Here is a 17178-nt window from a genome sequence, read left to right as displayed (position 1 = left end):
GATGACTACGGCACAAGAAGAAGCCACGATGGCCCGTTCGGTCGCGCCGTTCGCCCGGATGCCCGTGTTCGGCATCGCCGCGCTGATGGCCGTGCCGCTGGTGCTCACCGCGAACAACTACGGCTACTTCGGCGACGAGTTGTACTTCCTCGCCGCCGGACGGCATCTGGCCTGGGGTTACGTGGACCAGCCGCCATTGCTGCCGCTGCTCGCCCGCGCGATGGACACGATCGCGCCGGATTCGCTGTTCGTCCTGCGGCTCCCGGCGATGCTGGCGATGCTCGCCGGGGTCGTGTTCGCCGCGCTCATCGCCCGCGAACTCGGCGGCCGCACCCGCGCGCAGGTAATCACCGCAGCGACGTTCGCCGCCTGCACGAATTTCGTGGCCGGTGGCCACTACTTGGCGACCTCGACACTGGATCCGTTCCTCTGGACCGTCCTGCTCTGGCTGGTCGTCCGCTGGATCCGCACCCGGCGCGACGGTCTGCTGCTGTGGGCCGGAGTCGTCACCGCGCTCGCGCTGTACGTGAAGTTCCTCATCGGCGGGTTTTGGATCGTCGCCGGGATCGCGCTGCTGATCTGCGGTCCGCGTGAGCTGCTGCGCCGCCCGATGCTGTGGGCGGGCGCCGCAATCGCGGCACTGGCGCTGGTCCCGACGCTGGTCTGGCAGGCGCAGCACGGCTGGCCGCAGCTCAGCATGGGCGCGGCGATCTCGAACGAGGTCGGCGAATCCTGGGGTGGGCGGCTGTCCTGGCTCCCGCAGGTGCTGCTGCTCGCCGGGGTCCCGGTCGGGGCCGTGCTGCTCGGCTACGGCCTGTGGCGGCTGCTGCGTTCGCCTCAGCTGCGTTCCTACCGCTTCCTCGCCTGGACCACACTCGCGCTCGCCGTGGTGTTCATCGCGGTGAACGGCCGGTCGTACTACATCGCGGGCATGTTCGCGCCGTGCTGGGCGGCCGCCGCGGTGGAGCTGGAGAACGGACAAGCGTCGCGGTGGTGGCGCTGGATCCCGACCTGGCCGATCTACGTGCTGTCCGCGCTGCTGATGTTGCCCGCGGCGCTGCCGGTGTGGCCGCATTCGTGGGTCGAGAAGAACCCGTCGCTGCCGACGCCAGCCTTCTCGTTCGGCGAGGTCGGCTGGCCGGACGCCGCGCAATCGGTCGCCCGCGCGTTCCATCGCGTGCCCGACCCGGCACACACCGCGATCGTCGGCGAGACGTACTGGACCGCGAGCGCGCTCGACCGCTACGGACCGGAGCTGGGCCTGCCCGAGCCGACCAGCCCGAACCGCGGGTACGCCACGCTGGCCGTGCCGCCCGATTCGGCACGCGACGTCCTGTTCGTCGGGGCCGATCCCCGGCCGCTGCTCGGGCGCTTCGCCCATCTCGAGCCGGTCGGAGCCGTGACGACCGGGGACGCGAAGCCGAGTGTGCTCGACGGCACTCCGATGTGGCTGGCCACCGCGAGGCTGCGGCCGTGGCCGGAAATCTGGCCCCAGCTGGCGAACACCGGCGCTTGACCGGCGCCACCCGCAGTACGGCGGCGTCAGGCCTCGCCCGTAGGGTGCGGGCGAGGCCAGCCCCCGATCCGCCGACAGGGAGCAGGATGGATGCCGTGACCACGGCCACCGCACCGAGCACGCCCGACCGCTCGCTCACCGGGTTCGCCCGGCGGCCGGTCTTCCTGCTCGCCGCGGGGACCGCCGCCGTGCTCCTCGCCACCGCCGGCCGCTACGGCTACTTCGGCGACGAGCTGTACTTCCTCGCCGCGGGCAAACACCTCGCGTGGGGGTACGCGGACCAGCCGCCGGTGCTGCCGTTCCTCGCCTGGCTGGCGAACTCGATCGCGCCGGGCTCGCTCGTCGTGTTCCGGATCCCGGCGATACTGGCGACCGCCGCGGGCGTGGTGTTCACCGCGCTGATCGCCCGCGAAATGGGCGGCGAACGCAAGGCGCAGACGCGCGCCGCCGCGGCGTACGCGATCTGCGGGCAGTTCGTCGGCAGCGGCCACTACCTCGCGACGTCCACTGTGGACCCGCTGCTGTGGACGATCGTGCTGTGGCTGCTGGTGCGCTGGATCCGCACCCGCGACGACAATCTGCTGCTGTGGCTCGGCGTCGCGACGGCGGTCGGGCTGAACGTGAAGTTCCTGATCGGCGGATTCTGGGCGGTCACCGCGGTCACCGCGCTCGTCTTCGGACCGCGAGACCTGTTGCGCCGTCCCAAACTGTGGCTTGGCGCGGCGATCGCCGCGGTCGCGTGTGTACCGACCTTGCTCTGGCAGGCCTCGAACGGCTGGCCGCAGCTCGGCATGGGCGACGCGGTCTCGCGCGAAGTCGAGGAGGCGGGCGGCCGGGCGATGTTCGTGCCGACGCTGCTCGCCGGGGCTGGTTGGGTCATCGGAGCGCTGGGCGTGCTGTACGGACTGACGGTGCTAGTCGGCAGTTCTCGGTTGCGCGCGTACCGCTTCCTCGGCTGGACCGCGCTCGGCGTCTTCGCGCTCTTCCTCATCGGCAACGGCCGATTCTATTACGCCGCAGGCACTTTCGGTCTGTTGTGGGCCGCCGCCGCGGTGCATCTGCAGGACCGGGGGCGGCCCGCGTTGTGGTGGCGCTGGGTGCCGACGTGGCCGATGTTCGTCCTGTCCGCGCTGTACAGCCTCCCTTACGCGCTCCCGGTGTGGCCAGTGCAGTGGCTGGTCGAGCATCCGACCGCGCCGCGCCCCGCGTACGCGATGGAGGAGTACGGCTGGCCGGATCTGGCCGCGTCCGTCGCCACGCAGTACCGCGCGCTGCCGCCGGAGCAGCGGACCCGCACCGCGCTCGTCACCGGCGGGTACTGGCAGGCGGGCGCGCTCGGCCGGTACGGGCCTGATCAGGGCCTGCCCGAGGCGTACAGCGCCAGCCGCGGATTCTGGTACTTCGGGCGGCCGGACGACAAGGCGGACACCGTGCTGTTCGTCGGCCGCGAACCGGCGAAGCTGGCGGCGCACTTCCGGTCCGCGCGCATCGTCGGCGAGGTCGACAACCGGCTGGGCGTCCCGAATGCCAGCAGGCACATGCCGATCTGGCAGCTCGACGGCCGGATCGGCGGCTGGGCCGAGATCTGGCCGCAGCTCAAGGACCTCAAAGCGTGAGATTCGAGGACGTCCGAGACGTCAAACTCGACTGGCGGGGTTCGCTGATGCCACCCGCCGAGTCTCCGGCGAATGATCAGCCCGTGCGGTGGCATCGATGGTTCGCCCGGGTGGAGACGACGCTCGCGTGGGTTCTCCTGGTCGTCCCAACGCTGTTGAGCGCGCTGACCGACCAGACGAACGCACACCGGATCACCACCGTGCTCATCGCCGCCGGGGCCGCGGTGTGGCTGGCGCTCACCACGTTCGTTCTGAGCCCCGCGCTGCGCGAACACCCGGTCACCTCCGCCGCGGCGTTCGCCGGCGTCGTCACGTTCGGCTCGGTTCTCCAGTCGCGCGACGCCTATTTCATCATCTTCATGGTCTACGGGTTCTTCGCGGCGATGCGGATGAAGCCGATGCCGGTCGCGGTGCTCGGTGTCGGCATCACGTCGCTGCTGATCAACACCATGACGCTCGGCGGGCCGATCCACGCGCTGTCGGTGTCGCCGGGCATCTGGGGCACGGTGGTGGTCGTGCAGACCGCGGCGATCGGCGGCGGCGGCGCGCTTTTCGCCGCGGTGGGCAGGCAAAATCAAGAACGCAAGCGAATGCTCGATCAGCTGACGGCGGCCGAGGCGGAGAACCGCGGGCTGCAGCGGCAGTTGCTCGCCCAGGCACGCGAGGCGGGCGTGCTCGACGAGCGGCAGCGGCTGAGCCAGGAAATCCATGACACGCTCGCGCAGGGCTTCACCGGGATCATCACCCAGCTCGAAGCCGCCGCGCAGGCCCGCGACGACGCGGCGGAATGGGAACGCCACCTGGCCGCCGCGACCCAGCTCGCGCGGGAAAACTTGACCGCGGCCCGGCGTTCGGTCGCCGCGCTGCACCCGGAACCGCTCGAAACCGCGACGCTGCCCGAAGCGCTCGCCGAGGTCGCGCGGCTGTGGAGCGAACGCACCGGCGTGCCCGCGGAGTTCTCGACCACCGGGACCGCCGTCCCGCTGCATCCGGAGCTGGAGGCGACCCTGCTGCGGGTCACCCAGGAAGCACTGTCCAATGTGGCCAGACACGCGCAGGCGGGCCGGGCCGGGATCACCCTGTCGTACATGGGCGACGAGGTGACGCTCGACGCGCGCGACGACGGCGTCGGCTTCGATCCGGCGCAGTCGACCGCCCCGCCGTCGCGCGAAGGCGGACACGGCCTGCCCGGCATGCGGCGGCGCGCGGAACGCCTCGCCGGGACCCTGCACGTCGAGTCCGAACCGGGCGGCGGTACCGCGATCTCAGTGCGGCTGCCCGCCGTCCCGGCTGCGACACTGGACCCGACCGAGGGGGCCTCATGACCATCACCCTGCTTATCGCCGACGACCACCCGATCGTCCGGGACGGACTGCGCGGCATCTTCACCGGCGAGCGCGGCTTCGAGGTACTGGGCGAGGCCGCGCACGGAGCCGAGGCGGTCACGCTCGCCGAGGCGTTGAAGCCGGACGTCGTGCTGATGGACCTGCGGATGCCCGGCACCGACGGCGTCGCCGCGATCACCGAACTCGCCCGCCTCGGCAACCCGGCGCGCGTGCTCGTGCTGACCACGTACGACACGGATTCCGACGTGCTGCCCGCGATCGAGGCGGGTGCGACCGGCTACCTGCTGAAGGATTCGCCGCGCGAGGAACTGTTCCGCGCCGTCCGCGCCGCCGCCCGCGGCGAGGCGGTCCTCTCCCCCGCGGTCGCGAGCCGGATCATGGGCCAGATGCGCGCACCGGCCCAGGAACCGTTGTCGCAGCGCGAAATCGAGGTGCTGAACCTTGTAGCGCGCGGGTCGACGAACAAGGAAGCCGCGAAGAAGCTGTTCATCAGCGAGGCGACGGTGAAGACACATCTGCTGCACGCGTACGCGAAACTCGGTGTAAAGGACCGCGCGGCCGCGGTGGCGGTGGCTTTCGAGCGCGGCTTGCTCGGTTCCTAGTGCCCCCTGCTAGCGCCCAAGCCCCCCCGGCACGCGATGCCGAAGGTCCGTGAGGGGAACCCTGAGGGACTCTGAGTCCCTCAGGGTTCCCCTCACGGACCTTTCGCGGCAACGGAGCCACACCTTCAGCTCCACAGCTCTCTGTCGCGCGACGCTACCCGGCCGGCCACTGCGGCCACGAACTCCTTCCCTGGCAACGGATCCAGCCTGCTTCCATCCCGAAGCCGAGGCGCGACCAGGTCCGCCGCGGCCTCTCGCGCGCCCATCACCACCTGGTACGGCACCAACCGCCGGTCGCGGATGCGAGAGCCCAGGCTCCCCCGGTCCGCCGGGATCACCTCGGCGCGCAGCCCGGCGTCCATCGCCTGCTCCGCCACCGCTTGGGCCGCCGGGAGTTCCGCGTCACCAACCGGCAGCACGGCCATCTGCACCGGTGCCAGCCACGGCGGGAAAGCCCCGCCATGCTCCTCGATCAGCTGTGCCAACACGCGTTCCAGGCTGCCAAGCACCGCGCGGTGCACCAGGACCGGCCGGTGCGCGCGGCCGTCCGGGCCGACGTATTCGAGCCCGAACTGCTCCGGCTGATGGAGGTCGATCTGCACGGTGGACAGGGTCGACTCGCGGCCCGCACTGTCGGCGATCTGGACGTCGATCTTCGGACCGTAGAACGCGGCTTCGCCCGGCCCGCTTTCGTATTCGACGCCGTCGAGCGCTTCGACGAGCACCTCCGCCGCGCGCTCCCACGCTTCGGCCGCACCGGCGTACTTGCCGCGGTTGTCCGGCAAGGAAAGCCGATAGCGAGCGGGTTTCAGGCCAAGATCGCGGTACACCCGGCGGATCAGCGCGAGCGCGCTCCGCACCTCCGCGCCGACCTGTTCGGGCAGGCAGAAAATGTGCGCGTCATTGAGCTGAATCGCCCGCACCCGGCTGAGCCCGCCGAGGACGCCGGACAGTTCGGCGCGGTACATCCCGCCGAGTTCGGCCAGGCGCACCGGCAGTTCGCGGTGGCTGTGGGCGCGGGAACGGTAGATCAGCGCGTGGTGCGGGCACAGGCTCGGCCGCAGCACGACCTGTTCGCCGCCGAGATCCATCGGCGGGAACATGTCGTCGCGATAGTGCGCCCAGTGGCCGGAAAGCTCGTACAGCTCGCGTTTCCCCAGCACCGGCGACGAGACGTGCTGGTAGCCGGCTCGGCGTTCGACCTCGCGGACGTACTCCTCCAGCACGTGCCGGACGGCGGCGCCGTCGGGCAGCAGGTACGGCAGCCCGGCTCCGATCAGCGGGTCGCTGCCGAACAGGCCGAGTTCCCGGCCGAGTTTGCGGTGGTCAGGCATGGCGGTCTCCTCACGGAAGGCGAGGCGAGCGCACAGCGAAGAGCCCGGGGCGCTCGCCCCGGGCTCGAATGGCAGTGTTCAGCGCGCCGGGACGGGATCCGGCGTCGTCGTGGACTGGGCGCGCTTCATGCCCGAACGGTAACCCCGCGCGAGGCGGGACCGCACCTGGTTTTCCGGCTCAGGGCTTCCAGCCGCTCTGCGCGGCCCACTTCTCCGCGCGCACGAACGCCTCGTTGACCCAGCCCTGCTTCTCCTCCGCGTACTGCTCGACTGTGCCGTCCGCGGAATGCTTGCGCGCCAGTGCTTCCTTCACCTCGGTGTAGTTGTCGCGCTCGTCCGGATGCGCCCGGATCCAGTCGCGGAACAGCAGCGCGAGCCGCCACGCCGGGGTTTCAGTGGACCGGACGTGCAGGTTCACCGGCCGCTTCGGGTCGGCGCTCTGGTGGAACCGCTTGAGCCACTTCCCGTCGCCGCCCTGCGGATCGTCCCACCATTCGCCTTCGCGGCGGGGGAAACCGGCGTCGGCGAGAGCTTCGGCGAGCGCGTCCGCATCGTCCAAAGAGGACACTGTGAGCTGGAGGTCGAGGATGTCCTTGGCGGGCAGGCCCGGCACGGCGGTGGACCCGATGTGGTCCGCGCGCACCAGCCGCGAACCCGCGATCTGCCGCAGCCGCGCCAGCCGGCGCTCGGCCTGCAGCGGCCAGCTCGAGTCGTACGGCGAGATCACCGGCGAGGCCGGCGGACGCGGTTTGCGCAGCCGCAGGTTCGCCTCGAACGGCACCAGCCGGTCCGCCCACAGCGCGTCCACCTCGGCGAGCACGACGTCCTGCGTCCCGCCGTTGTCGAGCCAGACGTCCGCGACGGCGCGGCGCTGTTCCTCCGCCGCCTGCGCCCGGATCCGCGCCCGGGCGTCGGCCTCGGGCATGCCGCGCACCTCGACCAGCCGGCGCACCCGGACCTCCACCGGCGCGTCGACGACCAGCACCAGGTGATACGCGGGCGCGAGGTCGTTCTCGACGAGCAGCGGGACGTCGTGCACGACCACCGCGTCGTCCGCGGCCTCGGCCATCAGCTCGCCGGTGCGCTGCCCGACCAGCGGATGCACGATCGCGTTGAGCCGCTTGCGGCTTTCGTCGTCCGCGAACGCGCGCGCGGCGAGCGCGGGCCGGTCGAGCGAGCCGTCCTCGGCAAGGATTTCCTCGCCGAACGCCTCGGTCAGCGCGGCCAGCCCGGGAGTGCCCGGCTCGACGACCTCGCGCGCGATGCGGTCCGAATCGATGACGACCGCCCCGTGTTCGGCCAGCCGGTTCGCCACCGTCGACTTCCCCGCACCGATCCCGCCCGTCAGGCCCACTCGCAGCATGGCCACACCTTAACGAGAGCCGCCGTCACCCGCTCAGGCGACATCGGACCCCCTGCACGTGCAACCGCACAGGTACCCGCACACCCTCCGCGTAAACGCAAGCACATTTTCGGGCGTAGCCGAACTGATGTGGGTGACACGCCGCGCGCTTGCGCTGTTTTCGCGGGTCGAGTGCGTACCGTGCGCGGCGGAAGGGTCGCCCACACGGAGGAACAATGGCGGAGAAGCACGTCGGGAAGCACCGGCTCGGCACCCCGGGTCTGGTGCACTGCGTCTCCTATCGCCAGGTCTCGGACGCACTCGCGGAATACCGGCGCACGTGGTTCAGCGCGCTGCTCGTGCCCGCGAAGCACAGCCTGGCCGGCCTCCGCCGTCGTGCCCGCGAAGCAGCCCTCGAACGTGCCTGGGTGCCTTCAGTTTCACTGGAACGCGCCTGACCCTCCCGCTTCGGCGAGCGCCGTGAGGGGAACCTTCACGGACTCTGATTCCCAATGCCAGGAACTCAAGGCTGTGACGCGGACGCGCTTCCGGCGTGTTTCCCCAGCTCAGCTGGCTCGATCCGGGTGAACGCACGTCGCTGTGGCCCCGCAACCCGGCAACGGAAGCCGGGTTGCAGTCCGTGAGGGGACCCCCGAGGGAATCTGATTCCCTCAAGGAGTCCTTCACGGGCTTCAAGGCATGGTCACATGGCGACAAATCGGGCATTTCGGTGCTGTTGGCGTCCTTTGCGGACGGTCAGCGGGCCGGGGTCGCGCGGCTTAGGTACCTGGCATTGACACTGATTCCCTGAAGGTTCCCCTCACGGACCGCCGGGATCAGATCGCGTGGGTTTCGATCGCGATCTCATGGCTCAGCGTGCGATGCACCGGGCATTTGTCCGCGATCTCCAGCAACCGCGCACGCTGGGCGTCGTCGAGGTCGCCTTCCAGCGAGATCTCCCGGGTGATCCGGCTGATCAGCCCGACCTCGGTCTCGCAGCGCTCGCAGTCGCGGGCGTGGATGCGGTCGTGCCGGAGCCGGACGGTGGTGCGGGTCAGCGGGATTCCCTTGCGGTCGGCGTACATCCGCAGCGTCATCGAGGTGCAGGTGCCGAGCGCGGACAGCAGCAGGTCGTACGGCGTGGGACCGGCGTCCGCGCCGCCCACGCTCGCCGGTTCGTCGGCGAGGAATTCGTGGCCCGCGGTCGTGACGCGCTGCGTATAGCGGCCGCTCCCGGCATCGGTGACGACGACAGTGCCGGGTTCCGGCTGGGTCATGAGGGCGGATTCCTTCTGCTCGGCACTGCCCGCCCGGTGCGGGCGGTCGCTTGTGGACGGTCCGGGAACGACGTTCCCAAGAAGCCGTGAATATCGTATCTTCTGCTTGCGAGACGCGGACGCGCTTCCCGCGGAGCACGGGCAAAAGGGGGTGGGAGATGGCCACCCGGCATCTCTCGACACGACCGGCGGAGCAGCACAACCGCGGCCGGTTCCTCGACGCGGCGCTGACCGTCCTGACCGAGCGAGGCGTCGCCGGATTGACCGTGCGCGCGGTGGCGGAACAGGCCGGGGCATCCACGATCACGGTATACACGCGCTTCGGCGGCCGCACCGGCCTGCTGGACGCCTTGTACGAACGGGCTTTCGACCTGCTGGGCGAAGAACTGCGCGACGTTCCCCAGTCCGAGGGCGACGGGGTCGCCGATCTGATGGAGGTCGCGCTCGCCTACCGGCGCTTCGCACTGGAAAGCCCGGCTCGCTACGGCTTGATGTTCGAGCGTTCGGTGCACGACTACGACCCGGATCCGGCGTTGCGATCCGGGGTGCTGCGCACGAGTTTCGCCGAGTTCGTCGCGAAAATCGACCTGGTCTGCCCGCCGGGCGTCGTCGCGCAGGAATGCGGCTACCTGCTCTGGACGGCGATGCACGGGCTGGTGAGCGTCGAACTGACGATCCGCTCGCAAAGCCCGCTCGACGACTGGTTCCTCGACCCGGCCGAATCGGCGCAGGAGACGATGTACCGCCGCGGGGTGCGCGCGACGATCGACGGCCTGGGGCTGCACAGCTGAGCCGCGAAAGCCTGGGGACAGCGCTCCGCATCGATCCGCAGTCCGCGAGAGAGATGGGGATTGCTGATCCGGCGGAGGCCGCACTCCCCCATGCCGGTTCGCGCTGGAAAGCCCGGCTCGCCGCGGCTTTGATGGTCGAAAACTGACCACGTCATCGGCGAAAACCCGGAAAACAGTTCGGCCCCGGTCCGTGCGGACCGGGGCCGAACTGTTCAGAGACTCAGCGAGTCAACGCTCACGCGCCGCCCGACAGCTTCTCGCGCAGAGCCGCGAGCTGCTCGTCGCTGGCGAGCGTGCCGCCGCTCTTCGCCTCGACCGGGGCGGACGAGGTGTAGCTCTGGTCGCCGCCCTCGATGCCGGTGGCAGCGTCGGCAGCGGCTTCGGCGTCGGCCTCGGCGGCCTTCTTGACCTGGGCCATGTGCGCCTCGTAGCGCGTGTGGGCCTCGGCGTACTGCCGCTCCCACTCCTCGCGCTGCTTGTCGAAGCCTTCCTGCCACTCCTGCGTGTCCGGGTCGAAGCCCTCGGGGTAGATGTAGTTCCCCTCGGTGTCGTACTCGGCGGCCATGCCGTACTGGGTGGGGTCGAACTCGGTCTCCGGCGTGACGCCCTCGTTCGCCTGCTTCAGCGACAGCGAGATGCGACGGCGCTCGAGGTCGATGTCGATGACCTTGACCATGACGTCGCCGTTGACCTGGACGACCTGCTCCGGGATCTCCACGTGGCGCTCGGCCAGCTCGGAGATGTGCACCAGGCCCTCGATGCCCTCCTCGACGCGGACGAACGCGCCGAACGGGACGAGCTTGGTGACCTTGCCCGGCACGATCTGGCCGATCGCGTGGGTGCGGGCGAACTGGCGCCACGGGTCTTCCTGGGTCGCCTTCAGCGACAGCGAGACGCGCTCGCGGTCCATGTCGACGTCCAGGACCTCGACCGTGACCTCCTGGCCGACCTCGACGACCTCGGACGGGTGGTCGATGTGCTTCCAGGACAGCTCGGAGACGTGCACCAGGCCGTCGACGCCGCCCAGGTCCACGAAGGCGCCGAAGTTGACGATGGAGGACACGACGCCCTTGCGGACCTGGCCCTTGGCGAGCGCGTTGAGGAACTCGCTGCGCACCTCGGACTGGGTCTGCTCGAGGTAGGCGCGACGGGACAGGACCACGTTGTTGCGGTTCTTGTCCAGCTCGATGATCTTCGCCTCGAGCTCGCGGCCGACGTACGGCTGCAGGTCGCGCACCCGGCGCATCTCGACCAGCGACGCCGGCAGGAAGCCGCGCAGGCCGATGTCCAGGATGAGGCCGCCCTTGACGACCTCGATGACGGTGCCCTTGACGGGCTCGTCCTTCTCCTTGAGCTCCTCGATCGTGCCCCAGGCGCGCTCGTACTGCGCGCGCTTCTTGGACAGGATCAGACGGCCTTCCTTGTCCTCCTTCTGGAGAACGAGGGCTTCGACCTCATCGCCGACGGCGACAACCTCGGCCGGGTCGACATCGTGCTTGATGGACAGCTCGCGCGAGGGGATGACGCCCTCGGTCTTGTACCCGATGTCGAGCAGGACCTCGTCGCGGTCGACCTTGACGATGGTGCCCTCGACGATGTCCCCATCGTTGAAGTACTTGATCGTCTTGTCGATAGCCGCGAGGAAGTCTTCCTCCGACCCGATGTCGTTGATGGCGACCTGCGGGGCCCCGGTCGGGGCGGTCGGGGCGGTGGCGGTGTCGGTGGTCATTAGGCGGGTTGCTCCGGTGGATGGGTGTCGTAGGTGGATGTGAAGTTGGCTACCGGCAGTGCACGCGGCGAGTCCCGCAGCCATGGCATGCGGCGACCCTGCTCAAACGTCCGGCGACCAAACGTTCCACCAGTGAACGACCGCGGCATGACCCGCTGACGATGCGCGGCCCCGGTGGGTAGTCACCCAGGCAGCGCGAACCCCACTGCGCTAACACGTATCGTACGCGGGCCCCCGCGAGGGACACAATCAGGGTCGCCCTGGGCTCCCGGTACCTTCTGTCCAACGTTTCCGCCGGTCCGGGCATTCCCCGCGCCCAGCCGGCGCCACCGGGAGAGGAGACCGGCATGCCCGAGCCCGCCGCGGCCACGGCGGCCCCGTCCGGCGACCGCCATGCGAGCGCCGAGGAACGGCTCGGCACCGTCGGCGTCGCCCACCGCGAAGTCGGCGGAAACGAGGCCGAAGCGGCGAATCTGGCCTGGTGGGACGCGGATGCCGACGACTACCAGGCTACCCACGGCGGATTCCTCGGCGACGCCGATTTCGTCTGGTGCCCGGAAGGCGTGCGCGAGGAGGACGCGCGGCTGCTCGGCGACGTGCGCGGACAGCGCGTGCTCGAGGTCGGCTGCGGACAGGCCGCGTGCTCGCGCTGGCTCGCCGCCGCCGGAGCCGAACCGGTCGCCACCGATCTGTCCGGCGGCATGCTCCGGCACGCTCGCGAGGGCAATGTCCGCACCGGCGCGACGGTCCCCCTCGTGCAGGCGAACGCCGAGCGGCTCCCGTTCGCCGACGCCAGCTTCGACATCGCGTGCTCCGCGTTCGGCGCGCTCCCCTTCGTGCCGTCGCTGGAGACGGTGTTCGGCGAGGTGCGCCGCGTGCTGCGTCCCGGGGCGCCGTGGGTGTTCTCGGTGACCCACCCGATGCGGTGGATCTTCCCGGACGATCCCGGGCCGCAGGGGCTCACCGCGACCCAGCCGTACTTCGACCGCACGCCGTACGTCGAGGTGGACGACGACGGCACGGCGACATACGTCGAATACCACCGCACGCTCGGCGACTACGTGCGCGCGCTCGCCGCCTCGGGGTTCGCGCTGGAAGACCTCGTCGAGCCGGAGTGGCCGGCCGGCCACACGCGCACCTGGGGCCAGTGGAGCCCGCTGCGCGGCAGGCTGTTCCCCGGCACCGCGATCTTCCGCACGCGCCGCGACTGACCGGCTACGCTGCGCTGGTGAGCTCCGCAGGCCGATTCGCCGAACTCGACCCGCTCCTGCCGCCGCCCGTTCCGCTCGCGAGCGGCGACCGGCTGCGCGCGGTGACCGCGTCCGGCACGCAGGTTTCCGCGATGCTCCAGCGCTACCGGCACGGTCCGGGCGACGCTCCCCTGCTGTGGTCGGCGGCCGAGGTGTGGCAGCTCTTCCCGGATCCGGAGACGGCGGGCTCCGAGGGGTTCGACGCGCTGCTCGGCGCGCTGCGGTCCCAAGTGGACACTGAAGCGCCGGGAGCCGATTCGGCGTGCGTCGTCAACTGGCCGAGCCGCGACGCCGAAGCCATCCGGGCTTTTCTCGACCACGGGCTGGTTCCGTTGTCCGCGCTGGCCGTTCGCCCCGCCGTGGCGCCAGAGAACACCGAAACCAACGCGTCGATCCGCCTCGCCGGACCGGACGACTACCCGGCGGCGCTGGCGTTGTGCACCGCGACGTTCGACTACACCGGCCTTGTCGCGCACCGGAAACGCGAGCAGACCGCGGAACTTCTCGGCCCGGCATTGCGCCGCGCGCTCGGCGAGAAAGCGACCTGGCTCGCGGAGGTCGACGGCGAAGTGGCGGCACTCGCGCAGTGCGACTGGGTCGAATCCACGCCCGGGAGCGAGGCCGCCGAACTGCTGCCGTCCGGACGCTGGGGTTACGTGAACAACGTCGTCACCGCCCCGGCCAGCCGCGGCAGCGGGATCGGCCGCGCGCTGATGGCCCGCGCGCACCGCGAACTGCTGAACCAGGGCGCGACCGGCACCTACCTCTATTACAACCCGACCAATCCCCTGTCGTCGGTGTTCTGGCACCGGCAGGGCTACCGGCCGCTGTGGACGTCCTGGGAAGCACACCCTGCGTGGGCCCTGCGCTGAGTCTTCCGCTCTTTGGTGTGACGTCCGGCGAGCCGTCTTGCCGACGCCGCCAGGTCAGGACTAACTTTTGAACTGACTAGTCAGTTCAAAATCCGTGGAGTGTGTCCTGTGCAGGTCCGTGCCGACCGGGTGTCTCTGAAGGGTCCCCACGGCCCCTTGTTGCCGCCTACCTCGCTCACCGTCGAGGAGGGCTGCCTCACCGTGGTGCACGGCGAGCCGGGCGTCGGCATCACCGCGCTCGCGCTGGCGCTGGCCGGGCGGCTGAAGCCGACCACCGGCACCGTCACCGCCGATCCCGAGGGCGACCTGCGGCGGCTCGTGGCCGTGGTGGACTCGCCGGGGGTCAGCGAGCCGGACGAGGCCCTGTCGCTGCGCGTCGTCACCGGCGAAGAGCTGGCGCTCGCGCACCGTCCTTCCGGCAAGGATGCGGTCGCGGCTTGGCTCTCGCAACACGACGCGGGGCCGTACGCCGACAGCCGGTTCGAGAGCCTCGAACCCGCGCTGCGCACCCGGCTGCTCACCGCGCTGGCGTCCGAACGCGACGGCGTGCGCGTGCTCATCCTCGACGCGCCCGACCGGCACACCAGCGACGTCGACTCCTGGACCGCCGTCGCGAAGGAGCACGCCGCCCGCGGGTTCGCGGTGGCTGTGCTGGCCGCGACGACGCCGGAATCGGCGCTCCCCTATCCGCCCGCCAAGGTCGGCGAGGCCGAGCAACCGGACCCGATCCGGCTGTACGCCCCGCCCGAGCCCGCTGAAGCGGAGGCCGAGCAGACCAAGCAGCTCCCGGAGACCGCCGAACTGACCGCCGAAACCGAGAACTCCGAGGGAGACCGGGCATGACCACCCCCCACAAGCGGGCCGGCGGACTGAACGCGTTCCGGATCGCGCGCAACGAGCTGCGCAGGCTGTCCACCGGGACGCTGCCGAAGCTCGCCATGTTCGCGCTCGTCATGGTGCCGCTGCTGTACGCGTCGTTCTACCTCTACGCGAACTACGACCCGTACGGCCGCCTCGACAAGCTGCCCGCCGCCGTGTTCACCGAGGACGCGGGCGCGAAGGATTCCAACGGGGCCGAGCGCAACGTCGGCCGCGAGGTGACCGACGAACTGGTGAAGTCCGGCACCTTCCAGTGGCACCAAGTGTCCGAAAAGGACGCTCGGGACGGCGTGCGGGACGACAAGTACTCCTTCGCCATCGGGATCCCGCACGACTTCTCGAAGGCGCTGCTGTCGTCCGGCAATTTCGAGCCGCAGCAGGCGACCATCACGCTGACCACCAACGACGCCAACAACTATCTGTCCGGCACCATCGCGAAGCAGGTCGCCGACCAGGTCCGCAAGACGATCGCGGAGAAGGTGGGCAGCGAGGCCGCGGACAAGTTCCTCGTCGGTTTCTCCACCATCTACGGCAAGATCTCCGAGGCCACCGACGGCGCCAAGCAGCTCGCCGACGGCGCGGCGAAACTCCAGACGGGGCAACATCAACTGGCCGACGGGGCGAGCCAGCTCGCGACCGGGTCGAGCAGTCTCGCCACCGGATTGGGCACGCTCAAATCGAGCACCGCGTCGCTGCCGAGCCAGACCCAGAAGCTCGCTGACGGGGCGGGCCAGGTGGCCGACGGCAACCAGAAGGTGGCGAGCGCGGGCTCGCTGGCCGCGTCGGCTTCCTCCGACGTGATGGGCCGGATCGACAGCTATCGCACCCAGCTGGCCGCGAAGCTGCAGGAATCCGGGATGCCGGAGAACCTCAAGGACTCGATCCTGGCCGACTACGACAAGCTGCGCACGGACGCGAACCAGGCGAACGGGAAGATCCAGTCCGCCAACGGAGACCTGCAGAAGCTCTCCAGCGGCGCCCGGCAGGTGTCCGACGGGGCGCACCAGCTCGCGTCGGCCTCGCCGCAGCTGGCCAACGGGATCGCGCAGGCCTCCGACGGCGCGAACCAGCTGCGCGACGGTTCGGCGAAGCTCAACGACGGCGAGAAGACCGCGGTCACCGGCACCGACCAGCTCGCCGACGGTTCGGTGAAGCTGCGCGACGGACTGGCCGCCGGGCTGTCGCAGATCCCGAATCCGGACGATCCGACCCGCACCGCCACCGCGAACACGATCGCCGACCCGGTCGCGGTCACGTCGAACGGCGTGGCGTCGGCGGGGACGTACGGCGCCGGACTCGCGCCGTTCTTCATCTCGCTGGCCACCTGGATCGGCGCGTTCGTGCTGTTCCTGCTGATCCGCCCGCTGTCGACGCGCGCGCTCACCGCCGGCGCGTCGCCGCTGCGGGTCGCGCTCGGCGGCTGGCTGTCCTCGGCCGTGCTGGGCCTGGGGCAGGTGATCGTGCTGTTCGCCGCGGTGACCTGGCTGGTCGGCATCCACGTGGCGCATCCGTTGGGCGCGATCGGGTTCGCGTGTCTGGTGTCGCTGGCCTTCACGTCGATCGTGCACGCGCTCAACGCGCTCTTCGGCGCCGTCGGCAAGTTCCTCGGGCTCGTGCTGCTGGTGTTGCAGCTGGTGAGCGCGGGCGGCACGTTCCCCTGGCAGACGATCCCGGACGCGCTGTATCCGCTGCACATAGTGCTGCCGATGGGCTATGCCATCGACGGGTTCCGGCACCTGCTCTACACCGGCGCGTCGATGCAGATCCTCGGTGACATCGGGGTGCTGCTCGCGTACCTCGTCGGCGGGATCCTGCTGTCCACTCTCGCCGCGCGCAAACACCGGGTGTGGTCGGTCTCGGCGCTCAAGCCCGAGCTGAGCCTGTGAGAGAGGCGACCAAGCGGAAGCTCTTCGAGGCCACGTTGCGGCTGTCGGCCAGTCGCGGACTTGTCGGGCTGACGGTGGACGACATCGCGGCTGAAGCCGGGGTCGCCAAAGGGACCGTTTATTACAACTTCGGGTCCAAGGACGGGCTAGTCGACGCGTTGCTGCGGTTCGGCGTCGACTTGCTCGCGGGGCGGCTGCGGGCCGCGGGGACGGATGACGATCCGTTGGCGGTGATCGAGGCCCAGGTGGATACGACGTTGGAGTTCATCGCGGAGTATCCGGGGTTTTCCCAGATCGTGGTCAGCGAGTTGTGGCATACGCCGGGGCGGTGGCACGACACGTTGGCGTTGCTGCGGGAAGAGTTGATCGCTGTCGTCAAGGCGCAGCTGGAAAGGCTGGGGGCGGCTGGGCGGTTGCCGGAGGGGTTGGACATCGCTACTGCCGCGGCCGGGGTTTTCGGGACGATGCTGGTGGTGGCGCTGGATTGGCAGGTGTTTCACCCTGGCCGGTCCCGGGCGGATGTGCTGGGGTCGGTGATGTTGCTGATCCGGGGGTTGAAGAGGTGACGTGGTGGGGCCCGGCTTCGGCGCCGGGCCCCTCAGGGGTTAGTGGCAGTTGGCGCAGCAGCCGCAGCCCTTGCCGGTGCAGGCGGAGCAGCATCCGTGCCGCAGGACGGTCTGGAACAGGCGTTTGATCATTGCTCGGTCCTTCCGGGTTGGTCGTTCCTGCGTGGGTCAC

The 17178-nt window shown here is 70.2% G+C and carries 15 protein-coding genes; 11 read left to right on the top strand and 4 right to left on the bottom strand.

Annotation, left to right across the window (positions count from 1 at the left end):
- Position 1: 1 nt before the first annotated feature.
- The 4 genes from ABD156_RS41185 (at position 2) to ABD156_RS41170 (ending at position 5080) form a co-directional block, all read left to right on the top strand.
- A complete protein-coding gene (locus ABD156_RS41185) occupies positions 2-1516 on the top strand; it encodes a glycosyltransferase family 39 protein (RefSeq protein WP_344286465.1) in 1515 nt (504 codons plus the stop codon).
- 86 nt (positions 1517-1602) lie between these two features.
- Complete coding sequence (locus ABD156_RS41180) at positions 1603-3132, top strand: ArnT family glycosyltransferase (RefSeq protein WP_344286464.1); 1530 nt, start codon at positions 1603-1605, stop codon at positions 3130-3132.
- Positions 3129-4457 carry a sensor histidine kinase gene (locus tag ABD156_RS41175; protein ID WP_344286463.1) on the top strand — a complete coding sequence of 443 codons (1329 nt, stop codon included), beginning with the start codon at positions 3129-3131 and terminating at the stop codon, positions 4455-4457. Before ABD156_RS41180 ends, ABD156_RS41175 begins: the two co-directional genes overlap by 4 nt.
- On the top strand, positions 4454-5080 hold the full coding sequence (locus ABD156_RS41170; RefSeq protein WP_009079732.1) for a response regulator: 627 nt from the start codon (positions 4454-4456) through the stop codon (positions 5078-5080). The genes ABD156_RS41175 and ABD156_RS41170 overlap by 4 nt, the downstream gene beginning before the upstream one ends.
- Before the next feature lie 125 nt (positions 5081-5205).
- Here ABD156_RS41170 and thrS read toward each other — a convergent pair whose 3' ends face one another.
- Positions 5206-6450, bottom strand: a complete 1245-nt coding sequence (gene thrS, locus ABD156_RS41165; protein ID WP_344286594.1) for a threonine--tRNA ligase — start codon at positions 6448-6450, stop codon at positions 5206-5208.
- A 142-nt stretch (positions 6451-6592) separates the two neighbouring features.
- Positions 6593-7777 (bottom strand): dephospho-CoA kinase, encoded by a 1185-nt coding sequence (gene coaE / locus ABD156_RS41160; protein WP_344286462.1) that lies wholly within the window; start codon positions 7775-7777, stop codon positions 6593-6595.
- Positions 7778-7992: 215 nt separating this feature from the next.
- On the opposite strand from coaE, the gene ABD156_RS41155 reads away from it, so the two are divergent.
- The gene (locus ABD156_RS41155) at positions 7993-8214 is read left to right on the top strand and encodes a hypothetical protein (RefSeq protein WP_037818102.1); all 222 of its coding nucleotides are present in this window, start codon (positions 7993-7995) and stop codon (positions 8212-8214) included.
- A 378-nt stretch (positions 8215-8592) separates the two neighbouring features.
- On the opposite strand, the gene ABD156_RS41150 is transcribed toward ABD156_RS41155, so the two are convergent.
- Positions 8593-9033 carry an OsmC family protein gene (locus ABD156_RS41150; protein WP_344286461.1) on the bottom strand — a complete coding sequence of 147 codons (441 nt, stop codon included), beginning with the start codon at positions 9031-9033 and terminating at the stop codon, positions 8593-8595.
- A 158-nt stretch (positions 9034-9191) separates the two neighbouring features.
- Between ABD156_RS41150 and ABD156_RS41145 the strand changes: the two genes are divergently transcribed.
- The gene (locus ABD156_RS41145; protein ID WP_344286460.1) at positions 9192-9824 is read left to right on the top strand and encodes a TetR/AcrR family transcriptional regulator; all 633 of its coding nucleotides are present in this window, start codon (positions 9192-9194) and stop codon (positions 9822-9824) included.
- A gap of 235 nt (positions 9825-10059) precedes the next feature.
- On the opposite strand, the gene rpsA is transcribed toward ABD156_RS41145, so the two are convergent.
- Complete coding sequence (gene rpsA / locus ABD156_RS41140; RefSeq protein WP_344286459.1) at positions 10060-11553, bottom strand: 30S ribosomal protein S1; 1494 nt, start codon at positions 11551-11553, stop codon at positions 10060-10062.
- A gap of 347 nt (positions 11554-11900) precedes the next feature.
- Here rpsA and ABD156_RS41135 point away from each other — a divergent pair, with 347 nt between their 5' ends.
- From ABD156_RS41135 to ABD156_RS41115, 5 genes are all read left to right on the top strand, one after another.
- Complete coding sequence (locus ABD156_RS41135; protein WP_344286458.1) at positions 11901-12764, top strand: class I SAM-dependent methyltransferase; 864 nt, start codon at positions 11901-11903, stop codon at positions 12762-12764.
- A gap of 14 nt (positions 12765-12778) precedes the next feature.
- Positions 12779-13675 (top strand): GNAT family N-acetyltransferase, encoded by an 897-nt coding sequence (locus ABD156_RS41130; RefSeq protein ID WP_377928003.1) that lies wholly within the window; start codon positions 12779-12781, stop codon positions 13673-13675.
- Positions 13676-13783: 108 nt separating this feature from the next.
- Positions 13784-14518, top strand: a complete 735-nt coding sequence (locus tag ABD156_RS41125) for an ATP-binding cassette domain-containing protein (protein WP_344286593.1) — start codon at positions 13784-13786, stop codon at positions 14516-14518.
- A gap of 26 nt (positions 14519-14544) precedes the next feature.
- Positions 14545-16440: a YhgE/Pip family protein gene (locus ABD156_RS41120; RefSeq protein WP_344286592.1), complete on the top strand. Its 1896-nt coding sequence runs from the start codon at positions 14545-14547 to the stop codon at positions 16438-16440.
- A complete protein-coding gene (locus ABD156_RS41115; RefSeq protein WP_344286456.1) occupies positions 16437-17006 on the top strand; it encodes a TetR/AcrR family transcriptional regulator in 570 nt (189 codons plus the stop codon). The genes ABD156_RS41120 and ABD156_RS41115 overlap by 4 nt, the downstream gene beginning before the upstream one ends.
- Positions 17007-17178: the final 172 nt, after the last annotated feature.

The organism is Amycolatopsis albidoflavus (assembly GCF_039525725.1).
GTDB lineage: Bacteria > Actinomycetota > Actinomycetes > Mycobacteriales > Pseudonocardiaceae > Amycolatopsis > Amycolatopsis albidoflava.
The sequence above is the reverse complement of the archived record's forward strand: the minus strand, read 5'-3'. Positions and strand labels throughout refer to the sequence as shown.

Coding starts and splice junctions, on each gene's coding strand:
- ABD156_RS41185 (WP_344286465.1), top strand. CDS start 2: ATGACTACGGCACAAGAAGAAGCCACGATGGCCCGTTCGGTCGCGCCG.
- ABD156_RS41180 (WP_344286464.1), top strand. CDS start 1,603: ATGGATGCCGTGACCACGGCCACCGCACCGAGCACGCCCGACCGCTCG.
- ABD156_RS41170 (WP_009079732.1), top strand. CDS start 4,454: ATGACCATCACCCTGCTTATCGCCGACGACCACCCGATCGTCCGGGAC.
- coaE (WP_344286462.1), bottom strand. CDS start 7,777: ATGCTGCGAGTGGGCCTGACGGGCGGGATCGGTGCGGGGAAGTCGACG.
- ABD156_RS41155 (WP_037818102.1), top strand. CDS start 7,993: ATGGCGGAGAAGCACGTCGGGAAGCACCGGCTCGGCACCCCGGGTCTG.
- ABD156_RS41150 (WP_344286461.1), bottom strand. CDS start 9,033: ATGACCCAGCCGGAACCCGGCACTGTCGTCGTCACCGATGCCGGGAGC.
- ABD156_RS41145 (WP_344286460.1), top strand. CDS start 9,192: ATGGCCACCCGGCATCTCTCGACACGACCGGCGGAGCAGCACAACCGC.
- rpsA (WP_344286459.1), bottom strand. CDS start 11,553: ATGACCACCGACACCGCCACCGCCCCGACCGCCCCGACCGGGGCCCCG.
- ABD156_RS41135 (WP_344286458.1), top strand. CDS start 11,901: ATGCCCGAGCCCGCCGCGGCCACGGCGGCCCCGTCCGGCGACCGCCAT.